The 17,658-nt window shown below is 39.8% G+C and carries 19 protein-coding genes; 4 read left to right on the plus strand and 15 right to left on the minus strand.

Annotated features, from left to right (window positions below):
* Positions 1-15: 15 nt before the first annotated feature.
* Positions 16-906: a TIGR01777 family oxidoreductase gene (locus RF53_RS05170; protein WP_039036832.1), complete on the minus strand. Its 891-nt coding sequence runs from the start codon at positions 904-906 to the stop codon at positions 16-18.
* 170 nt (positions 907-1,076) lie between these two features.
* Between RF53_RS05170 and RF53_RS05175 the strand changes: the two genes are divergently transcribed.
* The gene (locus tag RF53_RS05175; protein ID WP_008127717.1) at positions 1,077-2,111 is read left to right on the plus strand and encodes an AI-2E family transporter; all 1,035 of its coding nucleotides are present in this window, start codon (positions 1,077-1,079) and stop codon (positions 2,109-2,111) included.
* A 38-nt stretch (positions 2,112-2,149) separates the two neighbouring features.
* Here the strand turns inward: RF53_RS05175 and RF53_RS05180 are convergent, their stop codons facing one another.
* The 6 genes from RF53_RS05180 to RF53_RS05205 all read right to left on the minus strand — a co-directional run bounded on the left by RF53_RS05180 (position 2,150) and on the right by RF53_RS05205 (position 6,448).
* Positions 2,150-3,220, minus strand: coding sequence for a flavin monoamine oxidase family protein (locus tag RF53_RS05180; RefSeq protein ID WP_039036833.1), 1,071 nt, complete (start codon positions 3,218-3,220; stop codon positions 2,150-2,152).
* A gap of 103 nt (positions 3,221-3,323) precedes the next feature.
* Positions 3,324-3,734: a hypothetical protein gene (locus tag RF53_RS05185; protein WP_039036834.1), complete on the minus strand. Its 411-nt coding sequence runs from the start codon at positions 3,732-3,734 to the stop codon at positions 3,324-3,326.
* Positions 3,721-5,058, minus strand: a complete 1,338-nt coding sequence (locus tag RF53_RS05190; protein ID WP_010557521.1) for an ATP-binding protein — start codon at positions 5,056-5,058, stop codon at positions 3,721-3,723. Before RF53_RS05190 ends, RF53_RS05185 begins: the two co-directional genes overlap by 14 nt.
* Entirely contained in the window at positions 5,052-5,726 is a 675-nt protein-coding gene (locus tag RF53_RS05195) for a response regulator transcription factor (protein WP_008127723.1), read from the minus strand. The genes RF53_RS05190 and RF53_RS05195 overlap by 7 nt, the downstream gene beginning before the upstream one ends.
* Positions 5,727-5,729: 3 nt before the next feature.
* Positions 5,730-5,990, minus strand: a complete 261-nt coding sequence (locus tag RF53_RS05200) for a PepSY domain-containing protein (protein ID WP_010557520.1) — start codon at positions 5,988-5,990, stop codon at positions 5,730-5,732.
* Between the two features lie 155 nt (positions 5,991-6,145).
* Positions 6,146-6,448, minus strand: a complete 303-nt coding sequence (locus RF53_RS05205; protein WP_008127726.1) for a YciI family protein — start codon at positions 6,446-6,448, stop codon at positions 6,146-6,148.
* A 189-nt stretch (positions 6,449-6,637) separates the two neighbouring features.
* Here RF53_RS05205 and RF53_RS05210 point away from each other — a divergent pair, with 189 nt between their 5' ends.
* The gene (locus tag RF53_RS05210; RefSeq protein ID WP_006792220.1) at positions 6,638-8,062 is read left to right on the plus strand and encodes a sodium-dependent transporter; all 1,425 of its coding nucleotides are present in this window, start codon (positions 6,638-6,640) and stop codon (positions 8,060-8,062) included.
* A gap of 53 nt (positions 8,063-8,115) precedes the next feature.
* On the opposite strand, the gene RF53_RS05215 is transcribed toward RF53_RS05210, so the two are convergent.
* Positions 8,116-8,757 carry a CPBP family intramembrane glutamic endopeptidase gene (locus tag RF53_RS05215; protein WP_039036835.1) on the minus strand — a complete coding sequence of 214 codons (642 nt, stop codon included), beginning with the start codon at positions 8,755-8,757 and terminating at the stop codon, positions 8,116-8,118.
* Between the two features lie 61 nt (positions 8,758-8,818).
* On the minus strand, positions 8,819-9,394 hold the full coding sequence (gene ispZ / locus RF53_RS05220; protein WP_039036836.1) for a septation protein IspZ: 576 nt from the start codon (positions 9,392-9,394) through the stop codon (positions 8,819-8,821).
* 171 nt (positions 9,395-9,565) lie between these two features.
* Between ispZ and RF53_RS05225 the strand changes: the two genes are divergently transcribed.
* The gene (locus RF53_RS05225) at positions 9,566-9,835 is read left to right on the plus strand and encodes an HU family DNA-binding protein (protein WP_039036837.1); all 270 of its coding nucleotides are present in this window, start codon (positions 9,566-9,568) and stop codon (positions 9,833-9,835) included.
* A gap of 207 nt (positions 9,836-10,042) precedes the next feature.
* Positions 10,043-10,621 (plus strand): type 1 glutamine amidotransferase domain-containing protein, encoded by a 579-nt coding sequence (locus RF53_RS05230; protein WP_006792216.1) that lies wholly within the window; start codon positions 10,043-10,045, stop codon positions 10,619-10,621.
* Positions 10,622-10,681: 60 nt separating this feature from the next.
* Here the strand turns inward: RF53_RS05230 and trpA are convergent, their stop codons facing one another.
* Genes trpA through RF53_RS05260 form a run of 6 tightly spaced genes read right to left on the minus strand, consistent with a single transcriptional unit; the run spans position 10,682 to position 17,268 of the window.
* On the minus strand, positions 10,682-11,503 hold the full coding sequence (gene trpA / locus RF53_RS05235) for a tryptophan synthase subunit alpha (protein ID WP_039036838.1): 822 nt from the start codon (positions 11,501-11,503) through the stop codon (positions 10,682-10,684).
* Positions 11,500-12,684: a tryptophan synthase subunit beta gene (gene trpB / locus RF53_RS05240; RefSeq protein WP_006792214.1), complete on the minus strand. Its 1,185-nt coding sequence runs from the start codon at positions 12,682-12,684 to the stop codon at positions 11,500-11,502. The genes trpA and trpB overlap by 4 nt, the downstream gene beginning before the upstream one ends.
* Positions 12,685-12,691: 7 nt before the next feature.
* Positions 12,692-14,056, minus strand: coding sequence for a bifunctional indole-3-glycerol-phosphate synthase TrpC/phosphoribosylanthranilate isomerase TrpF (gene trpCF / locus RF53_RS05245; RefSeq protein ID WP_039036839.1), 1,365 nt, complete (start codon positions 14,054-14,056; stop codon positions 12,692-12,694).
* Positions 14,049-15,086 (minus strand): anthranilate phosphoribosyltransferase, encoded by a 1,038-nt coding sequence (gene trpD / locus RF53_RS05250; RefSeq protein ID WP_006792212.1) that lies wholly within the window; start codon positions 15,084-15,086, stop codon positions 14,049-14,051. The genes trpCF and trpD overlap by 8 nt, the downstream gene beginning before the upstream one ends.
* Before the next feature lie 9 nt (positions 15,087-15,095).
* A complete protein-coding gene (locus RF53_RS05255) occupies positions 15,096-15,698 on the minus strand; it encodes an aminodeoxychorismate/anthranilate synthase component II (protein ID WP_039036840.1) in 603 nt (200 codons plus the stop codon).
* Position 15,699: 1 nt separating this feature from the next.
* Positions 15,700-17,268, minus strand: a complete 1,569-nt coding sequence (locus RF53_RS05260) for an anthranilate synthase component 1 (RefSeq protein ID WP_039036841.1) — start codon at positions 17,266-17,268, stop codon at positions 15,700-15,702.
* Between the last annotated feature and the right edge of the window lie 390 nt (positions 17,269-17,658).

Here is a 17,658-nt window from a genome sequence, read left to right on the forward strand (position 1 = left end):
GATAATTAACGCCAGCTAAACCAAGCTGTCCAAGGCCGATTTAAGGTTTTCGTAATGAAAACGATAGTTATGCTTTTGTGCTTTGGTTGGCACTACAAATTGCCCGGTAGTAAGTAAGTCAGACATTTCACCCATTAATACTTTCAATACAAATGCAGGCATGGGCATAAAAGCAGGACGCGATAATGCATTACCCAAGCGTTTACTAAACTCTGAGTTACTAACTGGGTTTGGTGCTACGGCGTTAATTGGCCCCGAAATTTCAGGGTGTTTCATAATATATAAAATAAGCTGTGTCATATCGTCTATATGTATCCACGACATACCTTGCTCGCCGTCACCAATTGGCCCGCCTAAACACAATTTAAATGCGGGAAGCATCTTGCTTAATGCGCCACCTTTTTTAGCTAATACAATACCGGTTCGTAATAGGCAGACTCGTGTTTTTTCAGACTCTGCTTTTAATGCTGCGTCTTCCCAGTCTTTGCAAAGCTGATGACTAAACTCATTGTGGGGTTCTGTAAAGCTTTCATCTATGCGCTTGTTGCTTTGGCGTCCATAGTAGCCAATAGCACTGCCTGATATAAACGTGTGTGGAGGGTTAGTACTTGCTGCAATAGCGTGGCTAATTTGCTGCGTTATATTAATGCGGCTGTCACGTATAATTTGCTTCTGTTTATCGCTCCAACGTTTATTAACGATTGGCTCACCGGCTAAATTAATAACAACGTCAACGGTATTAAAATCAACAGCGCTTATGTCAGTGACTGCTTTAATTTTATGACCCAATAATACATTTGCTTTTGTGGCATTACGGCTTAGCACGGTAACCGTGTTATGGTGCTCTAAAAAAGGACATAAATGTTGGCCAATTAGCCCAGTAGCACCTGTAACAAATATATGCATATTGAATCCTCAAATTATAATTGTAGCAAGTGTTTTTAATTTATACTCACTAGCATGTAGTTTCTATCCTTAATACGAAGTAACAAGGGTTATGATCACTTTGTAATTATTTCATTTCATTAGGTTTTGCCTTACACTGTGGCCTTATTACAAATAAAAGGATGAATAAAGTGGCAGGTTTAACGGGTGTAAATAAAAGCTTAATTGTTTTTGCTGCTTTAGTAGTGGTATTGGCAGGGATCAAATCAGCAAGTGTCATTGTTATTCCTTTCATATTAGCAGCATTTATTGCCATTATTTGTAATCCACTAATTAAATTTTTTGCACGTTATAAAATTCCTAAAGGCATTGCAGTGATGCTTGTGGTGCTAATTATTGTTGGGCTTGGAGTCAGCTTAGGTGGCTTAGTTGGCCAGTCCATTAATGATTTTTCACAGCAGCTTCCTGAATATAAAGCCCAACTCAAAGAAGAGTTTATTTGGCTTGTAGACCTCGCCTCCCAGTACAATATTTTAATTAATAAAGAACAACTCATTTCGATGTTTGACCCAGGCAAAATGGTTGATGTAGCAACTAACATGCTGACAGGGCTTGGTGGCGTAATGGCAAACATGTTTTTAATAATCTTAACGGTTATTTTTATGCTGTTTGAAGGCCCATTGCTAAGCAATAAAATACATATGGCTCTTGAAGATCCTGATAGTAAAATGAAGCAAATTGACCGATTTTTAGAATCAATTAATTCTTACTTGGCTATAAAAACACTCGTTAGTTTAGCTACCGGTATTATTGTGTCTGTTTACTTATGGGTTCTAAATGTCGACTACTTTATATTATGGGGTGTTTTAGCATTTATGTTTAATTACATTCCGAATATTGGGTCAATTATTGCGGCTGTGCCTGCCGTGTTACTTGCGTTAATAACTCAAGGCCCTCTAATTGCAGGTATGGTAGCGGCGGGTTACTTAACAATAAACACGGTAATGGGAAACATTGTAGAGCCTAAATTTTTAGGTAAAGGGCTTGGCCTATCGACCCTTGTTGTATTTTTATCTTTAATATTTTGGGGGTGGCTACTTGGTACAGTGGGTATGCTTTTATCTGTTCCATTAACAATGATTGTTAAAATAGGCCTTGAAACAAGCATAGAAGGTAAATGGGTTGCTACATTATTAGGCAGTGGTGAAGATAGCGCGATGCGTTAACCTACAGCATTTATAGCCAATATAACCCATTTGAATTGCTAAATAGCACTTAATGCATCATCAACAGCGTTAAGTGCTCCCTCTAAATATCCTGCTTCTTTTTTTGCGAATTCACTTCCTACTAAGTGAATATTTAAATCTCTTAGCTCACTTGTTAGTTCACCTAAATGGAAATCAGGGTGTTGTGAGGGTTGTGTTTTATCGCCTTTATTGGCAATAAATTCATCCTCAGCCCAATCTTTTACAAAACAATGTGTGGGGTTTCTAGCGGCTTCGCCGTAAAAATAGATTAGCTGGTTAATACAAGCCTCTATTAATTGTGCTTTGGTAACTTTACTGCGAGTGGAATATGGCACGCCGATAAAGCCAAATAAGGCAGCATGCTTATTGTGTTCTGCACTTGCATCATGTATTTCAACCATGGGGCCGACTCGACTAAAGCATTGCCCAGATAGATTGCGTTCTCGCCAAAAGGCGTAATCGAATGTGGCCACAAATTTAGCCTGTCCTGCCATCCAAGTGGGCGTTGTAGTCAAACGATTTATAAGCCTCTCACTTGCCCAAAGATTAGGTGTTAAATGTTGAGTGATCATTCGAGGAGGTAGGGCAGTGAGCACTGTTTTTGTTTCAAACTGCTGTACTTTACCATTGTTATTGACTGTTAACTGCCAGTTATCATTACTTTTTTTGAGTTCTGTTACGTAATGATTTAACAATATATGCTTTGAAGGTAGCTTTTTATAGAGTGCCTTGATTAAGGTACTCATGCCATGTTTTAGCCTAAACAATTGCATTTCGCCAGCGCCTGCAATTTGTTGAATTGCCTGATTAGGCGCTTGGTATAACACATCACCATGATTGTATTGCTCAAATATCGATAAGTTGAGCGATTTGACCAATGATTGAATTTTTGGTTGATGAGGAAACATCCACGTCGGACCAAGATCAAACCCAATATTTTCATTTTTTATTGAATTTTCACAATAAACACGCCCACCTAAAAATGGCTTGGCTTCTAATAATAAAAACGCAATATTACGTTCATGCAATTTTGTTGCAGCATAAAGCCCTGCAAGTCCGCCACCAATAATTATTATAGGCTTGGCCATTATTTACCTTTTTAAGTTTAACAATCTACTAGTAGGTAGTTTGTTTTGTGTGTGCACTTTTGTCAAGTGAGTATGCGAGCTAGTCGTGTTATTTACACGTGGTTCAAAAAGGTTGTTTCAAGGATTCTGTAAACTGATTTACTAACTGAATTTCACAGTGCTTGTAGCTGATAGCGGCTGCTTTTGCATTAGGAAGTTTTAATATGTAGCGCCACTGACAGGCGCTTTCAATGTACTTCTCATTATTTTTTATACTGCGCATAAATAACTGCAGCACTTGGGTATTACCCGTTGCTTCTTCAGATTGGACGAGTTCGTACTTGCGTTTTTGAATCCAAGTCCCTTGCTCTTGTTTGGCTTTATCGAGCTGGGTGTCAAGGCATTGTATGTAACGCTTAGATTCATTCATAGTTGGCTTATCAACCAATTGGCACACAGCATTAGAATAAGCACTGCCACTTATCATAAGGAGAAAAAACGAAAACAAGTTTGCATACGTGTTATTTTTTATCATGGTAATTAAACTCTAATATAAATTGTGCGCCGCCTAGCTTGTCGGCTTCAGTGATTGTCAGTGTACCATGGTAAGATGTAACCAAGTCCGAGACAATGGCCATGCCAACACCATGCCCACTTTGGTATGTATCTAGGCGTGTACCGCGTTTAAGTAATGATTCGCGCTTATCTTCTGGCACACCCGGGCCGTCATCACTTATACCTATACATAATGTTTTACTTTGCACCACTTGTACCGTTACTTGAGAACGACACGCTTTACAGGCGTTATCAATTAAGTTGCCTAGTAACTCCATTAAATCGGTTTGGTCACCTAAAAAGTAGTCTTTATCAGAAACTATACAATCAAAAATAATATCTTTGTCGCGATAAACTTTAGCCATTGCACTAAGTATTGAGTCGATAACTGGTTTTATAGGCGTTTGTTTTTTCCACGTATCTGACGCGCCAGTAGCTGCACGCTTTAATTGATGTTCGATCATCACATTTATACGGTCTAACTGTTCTTGTGCGTCAGCATCATTTGCAAGCGGGCTTGATTTAAGAACAGCTAGTGGGGTTTTAAGTGCGTGCGCTAAATCGCTGAGCGATGCTCTGTAGCGTTCTTTTTGCCGTTGCTGAGATTCAAGTAACAAGTTTAAGTCGGCTTTTATGGTTTGTAGTTCAATTGGATAAAGGCCTTTAATTTCTTGTATATCACCAGATTCAATGGCTTTTATTTCTTTATCTAAGCGCTGAAGTGGGCGAGCGCTCCAAATAAAACCGATAGCCATTAAAATTGTTATGGCAATACCCATAACAAACATCCACTCAACAAGTGTTTGTTTAAACCCATCCATTAAGCGAAGTAGAGCGTCGTTACGTTTTACTAAAATGAACCGAGCCTGCTCGGACTGATCAATATTGTTTAATATTACGGTTAAACTAAGCTGCCAATAAACCGTATTTTTGTATTCTACGCGCCTAAAGTCAGCAGCACCGGCTTTGGTTTCTATTTGTTGAGGTACAAAGTCGACATTCACCGCCGACTCCGAATGCCAAATTGGCTCTTCGTCTCGGTAAATCATTGCGTATGTGTCAGAGTTTAATCTGTTAAGCTCAGGCGCTAATATAGTGCTTGGCATAATTATGCCATGTTCAGTGAAGTCTACCTCAGATATGAGAGAATAGAGTTGAGCTTCTAGCGTTTTTTCTGTGGCATCGACCAAAGAGGCATAATAGGCTTTGCCAATTGAGTAAAACAAAATAGGCAGGGCCACCAATAAAACAAAGACAAGGATAAATCCTTGCCTTATTTTTAGTGATACTTGCGGTCCTACCACTGACTTTTTAGCCTGTAACCACGGCCACGTAACGTTTCAACTGGGTTGAGGGTGCCTTCTGGGTCTAACTTTTTACGTAGGCGTAAAACAAACACTTCAATTACATTCGAATCAAGGTCGAAATCCTGATCGTAAATATGCTCAGTGAGTTCTGACTTAGAAATAACCTTTTGTGGGTTTACCATTAAGTATTCAAGTACTTTATACTCATAAGCCGTTAGGCTTAACTCTTTGTCATCGACCCAAACTTGTTGCGAACGGGTGTGTATTTTTATAGGTCCTGCTGTCATTTCAGGGTTAGCTTTACCTGCACTGCGGCGAATAAGTGCGTTACAACGCGCTGCTAATTCTTCAACATGAAATGGCTTTGTTAAATAGTCGTCTGCACCGGCATCTAGCCCTTCAACTTTATCTTGCCAGCGATCACGGGCTGTTAAAATTAAAATTGGAATTGTCACGCCTTGGGCACGTGCTTTGTTAATTAACTCAATTCCGTCAATTTTAGGTAAACCCAAATCAACCACAGCCATATCCAAAGGGTATTCCGTAATATGAAATAAACCAGCTTCACCATCGTGACATAAATCCACGCTGTAGCGTTCTTTCTCTAATGCATTTCGTAGGTTGTCTGCTAAATGTAGATCGTCTTCAATAACTAAAATTCGCATTTTTTAATCCTTTTTCACTTCGCCGGTTTTTTTATTAATATGTAAATCAACGACGTGGCCGTCAGATTTGAGTATTCGTACGGTATAAAACTCTGGTTTTTCAGTTATCTTTAGCGTTTTACCGCCAATGCTTTGTTTTGCAAGTATTACCGCTTTCTTTTTATCCACCGGTTGATTAACCTTTTTAGTGGGCGTAGCCGAAGCTTGGCTGTTGCTAGCAAAGCTAACACAAGCAATAAAAATGAGGCTTAACAATACGCGCATAACAGAAACTCCTAGACCAGATAACCTTAGTTTAATTAACTAAGTTACTAAAATTCAAGTAAAAACGTTAAATCCGTAATTACATTAGTAATTTTAATTAAAAACGTGTGAACAAATCCTGAATTACAGGTTGGCTTGTAACAACACGCTGTTATTTATACTGGAAACACTTTTTTGAATGGTTTAACAATTGTATTTACGTATACGCCACCTGAAACGTAAGGATCATCAGTTGCCCATTCACGCGCAGCTTCTAGCGAATCAAACTCTGCAATAATAACTGAGCCAGTAAAACCGGCATCTTGAGGGTCTTCATTATCAACCGCAGGGAAAGGGCCGGCGGTAAGTAGCCTGTTTTGTGCATCAAGCTCTTTTAAGCGTTCTAAGTGCGCTGGACGTGCGGCTTTTCGTAATTCAAGGCTGTTTTCAACGTCTGTTGAGTAAATCATGTACAACATAAAAGATTCTCACTTAAGTTGTTAAATTTAATTATGCAAATAGTACCACAGAGCTCAAATTTGGCTAACTAAAAGCGTATACACTTAGGTTTACAGTTGGATTTTATTTTTAACGCTAATTGCTTGAAAACCGCTGTATAACACTGGTAGAGTCGCTCAGATACTCAAAATAATAAAAAGGTTTTATACATGAGCGATAATAGAGAGCGATTTAGCTCCCGTCTCGGATTTATACTGGCTGCAGCTGGTTCTGCTGTTGGTATTGGTAATTTAGTGGGTTTTCCCGTTTCTGCGACTAAAAATGGTGGCGGCGCATTTTTATTAATTTATGCTCTATTTGTCGTGTTTATTTGTTTACCCGTGATGATGGCAGAAATGGCCATGGGCCGAAATGCTCAAAAAGATCCGCTCGGTTCATACAAACTTTTAGCAAATAACGATAAAAAATGGAAATTTGCAGGATTTTTAGCCGTTTTAACTCCATTTATGATTGCCGTTTTTTATATGGTAATTACAGTGTGGATTTTTGGCTACTTGATACAGGCAGGCATGGGTAACTTAGATGCGTTAGCCGATCCAAGCCATTTTGGGACATTTATTAACAGCTACACAGTATTTGCTTATATGGCAGTGGTGGTTGTTATTGTTAACCTTATTTTACTCGGCGGTGTAAAACAGGGCATAGAAAAAGCGGCTAAAGTATTAATGCCAGCATTGTTGGTAATGCTGTTAGCTTTGGTAGCGTATGTTTTAACGCTAGATAACGCATTGGCAGGCGTTGAGTATTACGTTATTCCTGACTTTTCAAAAATGAGTGCTAGCGTACTCAATGGTGCATTGAGTCAAGCGTTCTTCTCTTTATCGCTAGGTATGGGTATTTTAATGACCTATGCGTCTTATATTTCTAAGAAAGATGACATAGTTAGTAGTGCAAAAATGGTGGCTATTACAGACTCACTAGTCGCGTTTGTTGCCGGCCTTATGGTTTTACCCGCTATATTTAGTTTTGACCCAAATACTAACCCGGAGTCGTTATCAGACTCGTCTGTATCAATGATTTTTGTTTATTTACCTAAAATCTTATTAGCATTACAAAACGATATTGGCTATGTAGGGGCTTCAGTTGTCGCCTTTTCATTCTTTTTACTTGTATTTTTTGCAGCAATAACGTCTTTGGTTTCAATTGTAGAAGTACCAACGGCTACATTGAGTGATCGTAAAGGTATTAGTCGTAAAAAAGCTTTAGGTATACTAACGCTTAGCACAGGCGTGCTTACAATTATATGTACTATGTCGTTTGGTATGGTTGACAGTTTAACGTCGTTTACCAGCTATGGCGGTGCCAGTAAGAGCTTTTTTGATATTGTAGTTGATGTATTCTACGACACTATTTTACCTCTAAATGGCTTAATGGTGTGTTTGTTTGTAATGTATCGATGGAAAAAAGCGCGTTTAACACAGGAACTAAGCCAAGGTTCACCTAGCTACGAAGGCAGCATGATGGAGAAATACGTTAACTTTTCTCTTTCAACGTTTATCCCATTTATTTTAGCTGTGATATTTATAAACACGGTTGCTACCAAGTTCTTTGGTTTAAAGTTATTTGGCTTTTAAAATGTAAAGAATAAAAAAAGCCGCGCTTGCCGCGGTTTTTTTGTGCCTAACATTTAGGTTAAAGCACCTGAGTCTAGATAACTCCCAATACCTAGAGTAAACATCCAAATTCCCCACAAGCTATGCTCAATAACACATACAAAGGTTGAGCGGCTTTGAGCGTAAGTATACGAAAATAACAACCCGCCTAAAAAAGCTAAACATACCGCAATCCAATTTGCATAAACTATATGAGCCAGTGCAAACACAGTGGCACTTACAATAATTCGCATACTTTTTTTAGGCATAATGTGTTTATAACGATGAAAAAAATAGGTTCTGAATATTAGCTCTTGAGGGATAACCGACAACACGGGGTATAGCAGTAACAAAAGTAGCCAATCATTAAAAGAATTACGAGGGAGGGCAAACCAGTTTTCTTGATGGATGATCCCATAAAACATACCAGAGAAAACGGCGCCTAATAAAAAGAAACTAAACAGACGATTTTTTACAGCAGAAAACTGTCCAAAGCTGGTAAGCCTGAAGCGTTTAAAGTGTGGGTCGCTCAACAAAAGCATGCAACATACGCTCATTAATATTATAAGCGCAGGGAAAAGCCAATTTGCTAAATGGCTGCGTAAGCTAAAGCCTACTAGCGGTAAAAAAATAAATATGAGGGTAAATTCAAACCAACGGTATTGATTAGCGTTCAAGGTCGTCTCAGGCTGTTTTTTTATAAACTAACAAGCTAAGACGACATTTTTATGACGAAAACTAGTTTACAGCTTCGTCATCATCAGGGAGGTATTTATAAAGGGCAATAATTGTGGCAAAAATGCTCACAAACGTAATAGCCATCAAGCCAAAGACTTTAAAGTTTACCCAAAAGTCGAGTGAAAAGTTATACGCTATGTATATGTTAAGTGCTGCAATACCGGCGGTAATAGCTACCCACATTAAGTTTAATTTATCCCATAATGGCTCTGGCACGGTTATTTTTTTATCTGTGTCATTTGCGTTTTCTAAAATAGCGGTTAGTGCCTTTTTTACTAAGTTTTTATTGAGTATGTAACGACTCACAAGCAGCATAATGCTGAAACCCGCGTATATTATAGTGGCTTTCCACTTTACAAATTGCTCATCGTGAAACACAAGCGTTAAGGTGCCAAACACGGCAGCAATAGAAAAAAAGATCCACTGGCGGGTTGGTACTTTCCCATGTTTGTAATAGCTATATATGACTTGAATAAGCGATGTTGCAATTAATAAAGCTGTTGCCCAGTAAATATCTACAAGCTTAAACACTGCAAAAAACAGTATAAGTGGAATGTATTCAATTAATGCGTGCATATACTACCTAAATTATACAAAAATAAATTACAGCGTTTTTACCACATAACACTTGGTAACTACAAGGTTGACTTAAAGCCCTGTAAGCCTTAGCCTGCGTGGCTTTATTTATTCATCATTATATTCCCACGCTAAACGTATTCATTGTTTACGTGTATTTAGGAGCCTTATATGAACAAAACTCAACTTGTTGCCGAAATGGCAAAACACAGTGAACTTACTAAAAAAGATTCACAAGCCGCTCTTACAAGTATTCAAAAAGTGATTACTAAATCGTTATCTGAAGGTGATCAGGTGCAAATTAATGGATTTGGTACGTTTGCACTTAGCTATTATCCGGCACGCACTGGGCGCAATCCACAAACGGGTGAGACAATCGAAATAGAAGGGGCTAACAAGGCCGTTTTTAAACCAGCTAAAGCACTTAAAGATAGCCTTTAATACTTCACTTCTACTTACCTTTTTATTTGTACTATCTAGAACAACGCTCTTTTAACGTCATGTAGATTATTCATTAATTATAAATAATTTACATGGGGTTATATCATAAATTAAAATTTAATATAATTTTCAATGATTTAAATTTGGCATCCGTCCTGCTTATTGTTTAGTGAGTTAAACACTTAATTAATTTATAAGGAGAGCCAAATGAATACATTACAATCGCGTACACCACTAAAAGGTAAAAAAATTGCCATTTTAGCCACTGACGGTTTTGAACAAAGTGAATTGTTTTCTCCTCGCGATGCATTATTAAATGCGGGTGCAGAAATAGAGATCGTCTCTATCAAAGAAGGTCAAATAACTGGGTGGAATGAAGATAAATGGGGCGAAAAAGTATCAGTAGATAAACTCGTCACCAATACAAACTCAGCTGATTACGATGCATTAATGTTACCCGGTGGGTTATTTAATCCAGACAGCCTTCGTCAAGACAAACACGCAAAAGCCTTTATAGACGGCTTTTTTGGTGCAGAAAAAAACAAACCAGTTGCTGCAATTTGTCATGCACCATGGTTGTTGGCAGAAATTAACAAGTTACGTGACCGCACAATCACTTCTTTCCCAAGTATTAAAAGCGATTTAATGAATGCAGGCGCAAACTGGGTAAATGAGGAAGTGTGTGTAGACAGAGGTTTAGTAACCAGCCGCAGCCCAGAAGATTTAGATGCTTTTAACGCTAAATTTATTGAAGAGGTGCTAGAAGGGAAGCATAAAGCACACTAAATTTTAATAATGAAAAAGGGCATTTAAATGCCCTTTTTATGTGTTATAACCTGAGTTTAATTAAAGCTCTGTAGCGGCTTTCATGTTGCTAACAAACGCTTTTAGTTGTGCTGTCATTGCATCTAAATCATCAAGATTGGCTTCAATAATCTTTACCACCGCAGAGCCTGAAATTGCACCGGCTGCACCTGCATTTAATGCTGATTTAACATCGTCTGGCGTTGAAATACCAAAGCCCAGTAGAGCAGGGGCTGCATGATACTCTTTTAATTTATTTACAATATTACCAGCGGGCATTTGTGCTTTGGTATCAGTACCTGTTACGCCTGCACGTGAAAGTAAATAAGTATAACCGCGTCCATATGAAGCACACTGGCGAAGAGTGTCGTCATCTGCATTAGGTGTTGCAATAAATATTGGGTCAACCCCATTGTCCATTGCAGCCTTTCTAAACATTTTAGACTCATGCAAAGGAACATCCGCTACCAAAATAGAGTCTACCCCTACGGCTTTTGCATCTTTGTAAAACGCTTCTAAGCCACGTTTAAACACTAAATTTGAATATAACAATAAACCAATTGGAATATCTGCATTGTATTCGCGAATTTCTTTAATGATGTCAAAGCAATCTTGGGTGTTAATATTCACATCAAGGGCACGAATATTAGCGGCTTGGATAACAGGGCCATCGGCTATTGGATCTGAAAAGGGAATACCCAGCTCTAGTCCGTCAGCACCACCATCAATTAAGCTTTTAATGATAGCAATACTCTGCTCTTTACCTGGGTCGCCAATAGTCACAAAGGGAACAAACGCACCTTGTTTTTTCTCATTAAGTGCAGTAAACATAGCGCCATAACGGTCCGTCTTAACTTGGCTCATAGCTGGCCTCCTTCAGATAATACTTTGTGTACATGTGCTAAATCTTTATCGCCACGGCCACTTAAATTAATTACGATTACACTGTCTTGCGTCTGCTCTTCTGCATATTTTAGCGCGTAGGCTAGGGCATGGCTTGACTCCAGTGCTGGAATAATACCTTCGTTTTTAGCTAATGACTGAAATGCATCAAGTGCCTCAGTGTCACTGATACCTACATATTGTGCACGGCCAGTTTCATGTAAAAATGCATGCTGTGGGCCTACCGCTGGGTAATCTAGACCCGCTGATACAGAGTATGACTCTTCAATTTGGCCATCATCGTTTTGCATAATGTAAGTGTAAGTACCGTGTAGTATACCTTTAGTACCCTTACAAATAGTGGCGCCGTGTTCGTGGGTATCTAAGCCTTTACCCGCTGGCTCTACACCAATTAGCTTTACGCTAGGCTCGTCAATAAAATCGGTAAACATACCTATAGCATTTGACCCACCACCCACGCAGGCAATAACAGCGTCTGGTAAGCGTCCTTCAGCTTCAAGCACTTGTTGCTTGGCTTCTTCACCAATTACTTTTTGGTATTCGCGAACAATTGTTGGGAATGGGTGAGGGCCCGCCGCAGTCCCTAGTAAGTAGTGCGCTTCTTGGTAGTTAGCTGACCAGTCACGTAGCGCTTCGTTTACGGCATCTTTTAATGTGCCAGAACCCGCTGTAACAGGAATGACTTCTGCGCCCATTAATTTCATTCTAAATACATTAGGTTGTTGGCGTTCAACGTCTTTCGCGCCCATGTATATACGGCATTTTAAACCTAAAAGTGCGCACGCTAAAGCAGTAGCAACACCATGCTGACCTGCGCCGGTTTCAGCAATTACTTCTTTTTTACCCATACGTTTTGTTAATAACGCTTGGCCAAGCACCTGGTTTGTTTTGTGTGCACCACCATGAAGTAGATCTTCACGCTTTAAGTAAAGTTTAACCTTTGGGTTTTTAACTAAATTACGCGTTAAAGTAAGAGGCGTAGGGCGACCCGCATACTCGTTTAATAATTTGCTAAGTTCTGCCTGAAACTCAGGATCTTTTTGCGCTTTGTTAAATTCGTTTTCTAACTGCTTAAGTGCAGGGACAAGCAACTCGGGTACAAACATACCGCCAAACTCGCCAAAATAAGCTGGATTTTGCATTTTAACCTCAATAATTTCTGATACTTGTAAAAGCATGATGTAATTTGTTTGGGCACTTTTTGCCCGGAGCGTCTTCAACCCCAGAATTTAAGTCAAGGCCTAAGGCACCTTGATAAAGCGCATCTTTAATATTGTCTGGATTTAAGCCACCAGCTAGCATAAACGGTTTTGTTGCATCGCGAAGAAGCGACCAATCAAATACTTCTCCTGTACCACCAGCTTGTTTATCACTGTGAGTGTCGTACAAGTGGCGGTCAACGCCATTTACAGGAGTAGGTAGCGCATCTTTAATTGCTTGTGCTTTCCAAATTTCGCAATTGCTAGGTAATTGTGTACGCAACGCTTTAATGTAATCGTCACTTTCTTGGCCATGTAATTGAACTGCCGCTAATTTTAACACACTTGCGGCGTGAGCAACTTTCTCTGTTGGCTCATCAACAAAAACACCCACAAACTTGAGGGGGGCTGATTGCGTTATGGCTTGGGCGCAATCTAAATCAACACAACGTGGAGACTTAGAATGAAAAATTAAACCGCCATATATAGCGCCCGCATTATACGCAGCTTGCGCATCTTGGCTGCGAGTAAGTCCACATACTTTATTTTCCCCAAAAATAACCCGGCGACATGCTTGTTCTAAATCAACTTCGGCCATCAGCGAGCTACCAATTAAAAAGCCATCGCACAGCGGTGCTAAGCGTTTAACGTCTTGATGGGTATAGATACCTGACTCAGAAATAACGACTTTATCTTCAGGGATTAATTTACGTAGTTTTTCAGTAGTAGCTAAATCGGTACTCAAGTCACGTAAATCACGGTTATTAATACCAATAATTTTAGCATTTAGGTCAAGTGCTCGGTGTACTTCTTCTTCGTTACTTACCTCGGTTAGCACCGCCATATTAAGTGAATCAGCGACCTTATGCAGTGCTGTGTATTCTTCATCATTAAGTACCGAAAGCATAAGTAAGATAGCATCGCCACCATAAATACGGGCCATATAAACCTGATACTCATCTATGAAAAAGTCTTTACAAATAAGTGGCTGATCAACTTGGCTACGTACAAACTCTAGGTAGTCAAAGCTACCTTGAAAGTATTTAGTATCGGTGAGTACGCTCATGCAGCTTGCATATTTTTTGTAAGCTGCAGTGATTTCAGTTAAATCAAAAGGTTCTCTTATTAACCCCTTAGAAGGGGACGCTTTTTTACATTCTAAAATAAATTGCGTACCGGGTGCCGCCAATGCTTTATAAAAATCACGGCTGGTTGGTACCGCTTGATCTTTAAAACTTTCAAGCGGACGAGCGGCTTTTCGTTCAATTAATTCTTGCTTTTTATCAGCAACAATTTTGTCTAATACATTAGCCATGACTTACCTCAATAATTGCATTTAATGTGTCCATGGCTTTGCCTGAACTTAAAAGTGAGTGTACTTGTTGTGCGCCATCTTTAAGTGAATCGGCTTTACCTGTTAGGTATAAAAGAGCAGCAACATTTACCACAATAGCGGCGTTGTGCGCATCAGTGCCTTTGCCTTGTAAAATAGCAACGCTTGCATCAGCGTTATATTGTGGGCCTTCACCTGCTAGTTGTTCAAGTGAATAGTTTGCAAGGCCGAAGTCGCTTGGGTTGAGCGTGTACTGGCTTATTTCACCATTGTTTAATTCAACAACATGCGTTGGCCCATGAAGGGCAATTTCGTCAGTGCCAGAACCGTGTACGATCATTGCGCGTTGTGTGCCTAATGTTTTAAGCGTTTGCGCCATAGGCATACATAGGGACTCGTCGTAAACCCCCAATAATTGCACATCAGGTGCCGCAGGATTCGCAAGGGGGCCTAGAATATTAAAAATAGTTCGTGTTTTAAGTGCAGTACGCACACCCATCGCATGGCGCACACCGCTGTGATAATGAGGTGCAAACAAAAATGTAAAGTGTGTTTGCTCAAGGCATTTTGCTGCTTGTTCTGGGCTCATATCTATATTAATACCAAGCGCTTTGAGTAAGTCGGCAGAGCCTGAGTTACTCGACACACTGCGGTTGCCATGTTTTACCATGTTAATACCCGCTGCAGCTGCGACAATAGCGGCAGTGGTGCTGATATTAATAGTATTTGACCCATCGCCACCGGTGCCACAACTATCTGCAAGTTGTGAGCAAGTAGTATTAAAAGCCACTGCGTTTTCACGCATAGATGCCGCAGCTCCCGCTATTTCATCACTCACTTCACCTTTCATTTTAAGACTAATAAGCAAAGCTGTTAGCTCAATATCGCTCATGTTACCTTGCATAATTTCATTAAATAGCGCTTTTGATTGGCTATAACTGAGTGATTGCTTAATCGTAAGTTGCTCAATGGCGTGTTGAACATTAAGTACGTTTGTTAAATGTGTACTCATAACGTCCTCTTAATTATTATTTGTTAGGTAAGCAACACTTTGTTGCAGCAACATAGCCCCGTTGGGCGTTAGTATTGATTCAGGGTGAAACTGATAACCCAGAGCACCGTCATCATGGTGATAAATAGCCATAGGAATATCTTGGTATTGTGCTATTACCTCTATGCTATCAGGTACTTGCGTAGCCATTAATGAGTGGTAACGTGCCACCGGCATTGTCTCGCCCATATTTTCGAACACAGGGTGTGTGCTTAGATCAATAATTGATGACTTACCATGTACGGTTTCACCCGCATGTCCGATTACTCCGCCATAACTTTGTGTTAACGCTTGTTGACCTAAACAAATACCCAGCATAGGGAAATGGCCCTTACATAGCGCAATAAGATCCATAAGGCAACCAGCATCGCTTGGTGTGCCTGGGCCTGGTGAAAGTACAAGTAATACTTGGCCTTGCTCTTGGCGCATTTTATTAAAAATAGTATTGGCGCTTATGTTATTTCTATACACAACAAGCTCACCACCGAGCATAGTTAGTTCGTCTACCAAGTTGTAACTAAACGAGTCAAAGTTATCTAAAAAGTAAATTTTGATTGGCTGTGATGCACCCATGTTATACCGCCTCGAAAGTTGATTTTATGGCGGTAATAACCGCTTGAGCTTTAGCGCGTGTTTCGTTAGCTTCAGATTGCGGGTCTGAGTCAAATACAACCCCGGCACCGGCTTGAACATAAGCCATGTTGTTTTTAACAAAGGCAGAGCGAATAACAATACAGCTGTCCATTGCGCCATCACCGGTTAAATAACCTACTGCGCCACCGTAACTGCCACGTCGTTTTCCTTCTGTTTGGCGAACTAATTCTGCTGCGCGAACTTTAGGCGCGCCTACTAAGGTACCCATGTTCATGCATGCTTGGTAAGCGTGAAGTGCATCAAGTTCTGGTTTTAATGTACCAACAACACGTGAAACTAAATGCATAACTTGCGAATAACGGTCTACTTTTAATAGCTCTTTGGCATGACGTGTACCTGCAACACTAATGCGTGCTACATCGTTACGGGCTAAGTCAACAAGCATTAGGTGTTCTGCACGTTCTTTTTGATCGTTTCTAAGTTCAAGTTCAATACGGCTATCTAAATCGGGGTTTATTTGCCCATTAGCAAATTTACCACGAGGGCGCGTTCCTGCAATTGGATACACTTCTACCTGCTGGTTATTAATATCGTATTTAAGGGCCGATTCGGGTGATGCGCCAAATAAAGCAAAGTCCTCATCGCGCATGTAAAACATATAAGGGCTTGGGTTTTGTTGTTTTAATTGGCTATACGCATGTAAAGCATTAGGGCAAGGCAGCGAGAAAGTACGAGAAGGAACAACCTGAAAAATATCCCCGTCTACAATGTTCTTTTTAAGTTTTATAACCTGTTCGCAATAGGTGCTGTCGCTTATGTCTACGCTCACCTCACATTCGCCTTTGTTTAATGGGGCGCTGTATTGGGCTGCGTTATCGCAAAGGCTATTTAACTGCTCTAGCTGTTTGCCTACTTCAAAGCAGTTTGCGTGTACGTCAGGGCCGTTAAACACGTTACCGATAAGTTCGGTGGTCTGTTTTTGGTGGTCTATTACAACTAATGTTTCAGCTAAATAAAATACATAATCAGGACAACTGTTCTCGCCATCGGGAACGTCACTTAACTGTTCAAAGTTTGCAACCATGTCGTAGGCAAATACACCGCCTAAAAATAGAGAAAATGGATTGTCGGTGGTACTTTTGATTGAGTTAATACAGGTTCGTAGGGCACTAAATGCATTATCGGCCACTAGTTTACTGGCTTCATCAATCTCGTTACTTGTACTCAAGTAATTTAGGGTTAGGCTTGTATCGTTTAATTCTGCATTGCAGTTTTTAACATGAGCTTGTAAGTAACTTAACAGCTGGTGGCCATTGTTTGACTGGGCTGTAATCGTTACTGTTTTGCCTTGGCAAACGATGCGCAATGCACAATCGACTAAAATTAAACTTTTTACACTGTCTTTAGAATCAATTTCAGCCGATTCAAGTAGCAGTGAGTTAGGTTTATCAAGTGCTGCGTAGAGCGCAAGTGGACTACTGATGTAGTCGCGTGTTTGCGTAATACTCGTTACTTCACCCGGTGTAGTTGTTATATGACTAAAAATCAAACCTCATTCCCTCAAAAAATTAAACCCCGCAATGCTGTGCAACGCGGGGTTTGAATAACGATATCTAAATTACAAACAGATCATTACCGTCCCGCTATACCAGGCGCCACCACCAATGATGTGTAAGAGTAATACCGTTATTCATGTTTTCTGCCTCAAATTTATTATGTATTTATTAAAATTTAGTTATAAAAAAACCCGCATATTTGCGGGTTTTGAAATTTTGTCAGACACGACAATTCATCACCCGATAATTACGAGTGCCACCACCAAATTGTGTTTAGGTTTGAATTGTTCATTGTTTTTAATTCTTTATGTGTCTTAAAGTCGCTACAGTAAAACGTATCTAGTGCTTTTGTGTCAAGTGTTTATTTAAAACAATTTAATGAA

The sequence above is a fragment of the Pseudoalteromonas sp. ECSMB14103 genome (assembly GCF_000813065.1).
Classification (GTDB): Bacteria; Pseudomonadota; Gammaproteobacteria; order Enterobacterales; family Alteromonadaceae; genus Pseudoalteromonas; species Pseudoalteromonas marina.